The organism is Tenacibaculum sp. UWU-22 (assembly GCF_041021355.1).
GTDB lineage: Bacteria > Bacteroidota > Bacteroidia > Flavobacteriales > Flavobacteriaceae > Polaribacter.
The window spans coordinates 1-5,425 of record NZ_JBFNGP010000009.1; the positions used below are offsets into that span (position 1 = coordinate 1).

The window sequence follows — 5,425 nt, forward strand, 5'->3', positions numbered from 1 at the left end:
TTTTTTTTTTGGTTGTTTGAAATTGGGGTTTGAAAAAAAATAAAAAAAGTTTTTGCTAATTAGAAAATAGTTTATAATTTTGCATCCGCTTTCAGAAATGGAGGTTTAAGTTCACAGAGATTTTGGAATATATTTAAGTAGTTTATTTGAGTTTTTTTCTCAAGAGGCGAGAATAAATTTTAAGTATAGTTAGTTCGATTCTAACATTTCTTCAAGTAAATTTAATTGGGTAAACCTGATTAAAAAGTTCATTGAAACAATTGAAATTGACAGCGTAAAACAAAGAGTAGAATAACCATAGTTTCATATATAATATGGAACACAGAAATTCTTTTGAAACTAGACATTTATAATATTAAAGATTATACAATGAAGAGTTTGATCCTGGCTCAGGATGAACGCTAGCGGCAGGCTTAACACATGCAAGTCGAGGGGCAGCATTTCCTTCGGGAAGATGGCGACCGGCGCACGGGTGCGTAACGCGTATAGAATCTACCTTATACTGGGGGATAGCCTTTAGAAATGAAGATTAATACCCCATAACATTAAGATATGGCATCGTAATTTAATTAAAGATTTATTGGTATAAGATGACTATGCGTCCTATTAGCTAGATGGTAAGGTAACGGCTTACCATGGCAACGATAGGTAGGGGTCCTGAGAGGGAGATCCCCCACACTGGTACTGAGACACGGACCAGACTCCTACGGGAGGCAGCAGTGAGGAATATTGGTCAATGGAGGCAACTCTGAACCAGCCATGCCGCGTGCAGGAAGACGGCCCTATGGGTTGTAAACTGCTTTTATACAGGAAGAAACGTACCTACGTGTAGGTATTTGACGGTACTGTAAGAATAAGCACCGGCTAACTCCGTGCCAGCAGCCGCGGTAATACGGAGGGTGCAAGCGTTATCCGGAATCATTGGGTTTAAAGGGTCCGCAGGCGGTCAATTAAGTCAGAGGTGAAATCCCATCGCTTAACGATGGAACTGCCTTTGATACTGGTTGACTTGAGTTATACGGAAGTAGATAGAATATGTAGTGTAGCGGTGAAATGCATAGATATTACATAGAATACCGATTGCGAAGGCAGTCTACTACGTATATACTGACGCTCATGGACGAAAGCGTGGGGAGCGAACAGGATTAGATACCCTGGTAGTCCACGCCGTAAACGATGGACACTAGTTGTTGGGATTATCTCAGTGACTAAGCGAAAGTGATAAGTGTCCCACCTGGGGAGTACGATCGCAAGATTGAAACTCAAAGGAATTGACGGGGGCCCGCACAAGCGGTGGAGCATGTGGTTTAATTCGATGATACGCGAGGAACCTTACCAGGGCTTAAATGTAGAGTGACAGGGCAAGAGATTGCTTTTTCTTCGGACACTTTACAAGGTGCTGCATGGTTGTCGTCAGCTCGTGCCGTGAGGTGTCAGGTTAAGTCCTATAACGAGCGCAACCCCTATCGTTAGTTGCTAACAGGTTAAGCTGAGGACTCTAGCGAGACTGCCGGTGCAAACCGTGAGGAAGGTGGGGATGACGTCAAATCATCACGGCCCTTACGTCCTGGGCCACACACGTGCTACAATGGTAAGGACAATGAGCAGCCACTACGCGAGTAGGAGCGAATCTATAAACCTTATCACAGTTCGGATCGGAGTCTGCAACTCGACTCCGTGAAGCTGGAATCGCTAGTAATCGGATATCAGCCATGATCCGGTGAATACGTTCCCGGGCCTTGTACACACCGCCCGTCAAGCCATGGAAGCTGGGGGTGCCTGAAGTCGGTCACCGCAAGGAGCCGCCTAGGGTAAAACTAGTAACTAGGGCTAAGTCGTAACAAGGTAGCCGTACCGGAAGGTGCGGCTGGAACACCTCCTTTTTAGAGAAATATGGAGAGTTACGAAAGAGGCTTATTTTACTCTTTGCTGTTAATTTTAAAAAATAATAATTTGAATATTTAGAAGCTTTTAAAGTTTTTAGGTAGTCAAAAAAGGCTAAAAACTTAATCTAGTCTCGTAGCTCAGCTGGTTAGAGCGCTACACTGATAATGTAGAGGTCGGCAGTTCGAGCCTGCCCGAGACTACAAAGTAAGAAAAAGATTAAATTTTAGCGAAATAGGAAATTCTAGGAGTTGAAGTTCCCGTTTTCAGTAGGCATTACAGTAGTATATCATTAGCTGATTACTGGTTGTTAACTACCGGAATTGATAAGGGGGATTAGCTCAGCTGGCTAGAGCGCTTGCCTTGCACGCAAGAGGTCATCGGTTCGACTCCGATATTCTCCACAAATTAATTAGAATTAGAAGAATTTAATTCGAAATTAAGTAAAGTTCATTGACATAATGGTAAAATGATATCGTAAAGAATCAAGATAGAGAGTTAGATAATATCTAACAACAAATTTTTATAAGAATTATAAAGAGCTCGTTGTAGTAGCAATACTACAGCAAAAAGTACAATAAGCTAAATAAGGGCGTATGGAGGATGCCTAGGCTTTCAGAGGCGAAGAAGGACGTGATAAGCTGCGAAAAGTTACGGGGAGAAGCACATATTTTATGATCCGTAAATATCCGAATGGGGAAACCCGGTATGTTGAAGACATATCACACCGTAAGGTGAGCAAACGTGGTGAACTGAAACATCTAAGTAACCATAGGAAGAGAAAACAAAAGTGATTCCGTTAGTAGTGGCGAGCGAACGCGGATTAGCCCAAACCAGAGTTGTTACGGCAATTTTGGGGTTGTAGGACTACGATATTCAATGCTAAGAGAAGTAGAATTGTTTGGAAAGACAAATCAAAGAGGGTGATAATCCCGTATACGTAATCGAAGTTATTGATAGTAGTATCCTGAGTAGTGCGGGACACGTGAAATCCTGTATGAATCCACCGGGACCATCCGGTAAGGCTAAATACTCCTGAAAGACCGATAGTGAACTAGTACCGTGAGGGAAAGGTGAAAAGAACCCTAAGTAAGGGAGTGAAAGAGAACCTGAAACCGTACGCCTACAAGCGGTCGAAGCACATTTACTGTGTGACGGCGTGCCTTTTGCATAATGAGCCTACGAGTTACTGTTGCTAGCGAGGTTAAGATTTTAAGGATTGGAGCCGTAGCGAAAGCGAGTCTGAATAGGGCGTATAGTTAGTAGTAGTAGACGCGAAACCGAGTGATCTACCCATGGGCAGGTTGAAGCTGTGGTAACACACAGTGGAGGACCGAACCAGTTGACGTTGAAAAGTCTTTGGATGACCTGTGGGTAGGGGTGAAAGGCCAATCAAACTCGGAAATAGCTCGTACTCCCCGAAATGCATTTAGGTGCAGCGTTGATATAAAGTTTTATAGAGGTAGAGCTACTGATTGGATGCGGGGGCTTCACCGCCTACCAATTCCTGACAAACTCCGAATGCTATAAAATGTTTATCAGCAGTGAGGGCATGGGTGCTAAGGTCCATGTCCGAGAGGGAAAGAACCCAGACCATCAGCTAAGGTCCCCAAATATATGTTAAGTTGAAAAAACGAGGTTTGACTGCCCAGACAGCTAGGATGTTGGCTTGGAAGCAGCCATTCATTTAAAGAGTGCGTAACAGCTCACTAGTCGAGCGGTCGAGCATGGATAATAATCGGGCATAAACATATTACCGAAGCTATGGACTTATTAAAGTGGTAGGGGAGCATTCTATATGTGTTGAAGGTTTTCTGTGAGGAATACTGGAACGTATAGAAAAGAAAATGTAGGCATAAGTAACGATAATGCGGGCGAGAAACCCGCACACCGAAAGACTAAGGTTTCCTCAGCGATGCTAATCAGCTGAGGGTTAGTCGGGGCCTAAGGCGCACCCGAAAGGGGAAGTCGATGGACAACAGGTTAATATTCCTGTACTTCTTATAACTGCGATGGGGTGACGGAGTATTGAAAGCACCGCGAGCTGACGGAATAGCTCGTTGAAACATGTAGGTATTAGACTAGTAGGCAAATCCGCTAGTTTAGCCAAAGTGTGATAGTACCACAAGTCTTCGGATGCGTGGATAGTGTGCCTAAAAACTTCCAAGAAAAACCTCTAAGCTTCAGGTTATAAGAACCCGTACCGTAAACCGACACAGGTAGTTGGGATGAGAATTCTAAGGTGCTCGAGAGATTCATGGCTAAGGAACTAGGCAAAATAGACTCGTAACTTCGGGAGAAGAGTCGCCCTACTCCGGTAGGGCCGCAGTGAAAAGATCCAGGCGACTGTTTATCAAAAACACAGGGCTTTGCTAAATTGCAAGATGATGTATAAGGCCTGACACCTGCCCGGTGCTGGAAGGTTAAGTGGAGTTGTTAGCTTCGGCGAAGCAATCAAATGAAGCCCCAGTAAACGGCGGCCGTAACTATAACGGTCCTAAGGTAGCGAAATTCCTTGTCGGGTAAGTTCCGACCTGCACGAATGGTGCAACGATCTGGATACTGTCTCAGCCATGAGCTCGGTGAAATTGTAGTATCGGTGAAGATGCCGATTACCCGCAGCGGGACGAAAAGACCCCGTGAACCTTTACTATAGCTTCGTATTGACTTTGAATAAGTAATGTGTAGGATAGGTGGGAGACTGTGAATGAGTGTCGCTAGGCGCTCAGGAGTCGTCCTTGAAATACCACCCTTTGCTTATTTAGAGCCTAACTCAGCAATGAGAACAGTGCGTGGTGGGTAGTTTGACTGGGGTGGTCGCCTCCAAAAGAGTAACGGAGGCTTCTAAAGGTTCCCTCAGCACGCTTGGTAACCGTGCGTAGAGTGCAATGGCATAAGGGAGCTTGACTGAGAGACATACAGGTCGATCAGGTACGAAAGTAGAGCATAGTGATCCGGTGGTTCCGCATGGAAGGGCCATCGCTCAAAGGATAAAAGGTACTCCGGGGATAACAGGCTGATCTCCCCCAAGAGCTCACATCGACGGGGGGGTTTGGCACCTCGATGTCGGCTCGTCACATCCTGGGGCTGGAGAAGGTCCCAAGGGTTGGGCTGTTCGCCCATTAAAGTGGCACGCGAGCTGGGTTCAGAACGTCGTGAGACAGTTCGGTCTCTATCTGCTGTGGGCGTTAGAAATTTGCGTGGATCTGACTTTAGTACGAGAGGACCGAGTTGGACTAACCTCTAGTGTATCTGTTGTTCCGCCAGGAGCACTGCAGAGTAGCTACGTTGGGAAGGGATAAGCGCTGAAAGCATATAAGCGCGAAACCCACCACAAGATGAGATTTCTTTAAAGGGTCGTTGAAGATGACAACGTTGATAGGCTATAGGTGTAAGTACAGTAATGTATGTAGCCGAGTAGTACTAATAACCCATAGGCTTATGTACGTATCCCGGTCTTCGGACCGGGAGCAAACTCTTTTAGATAAAAAACTATGATGTAATTTAGGATATGATTTTACCAATATGTTAACTTATAAGT

General features: G+C 44.9%; 2 tRNA genes and 2 rRNA genes. All 4 read left to right on the plus strand.

The window, feature by feature from the left end:
* The first annotated feature begins 366 nt into the window (after positions 1-366).
* The 4 genes from AB2B44_RS10445 to AB2B44_RS10460 all read left to right on the plus strand — a co-directional run bounded on the left by AB2B44_RS10445 (position 367) and on the right by AB2B44_RS10460 (position 5,331).
* Positions 367-1,883: ribosomal RNA gene (locus tag AB2B44_RS10445) — 16S ribosomal RNA — on the plus strand.
* Positions 1,884-2,013: 130 nt separating this feature from the next.
* Positions 2,014-2,087 (plus strand) — tRNA-Ile (locus tag AB2B44_RS10450).
* Between the two features lie 127 nt (positions 2,088-2,214).
* A tRNA-Ala gene (locus AB2B44_RS10455) sits at positions 2,215-2,288 on the plus strand.
* A gap of 171 nt (positions 2,289-2,459) precedes the next feature.
* A 23S ribosomal RNA gene (locus AB2B44_RS10460) occupies positions 2,460-5,331 on the plus strand.
* The 16S and 23S rRNA genes sit together here with 2 tRNA genes alongside, the layout of an rRNA operon.
* Positions 5,332-5,425: the final 94 nt, after the last annotated feature.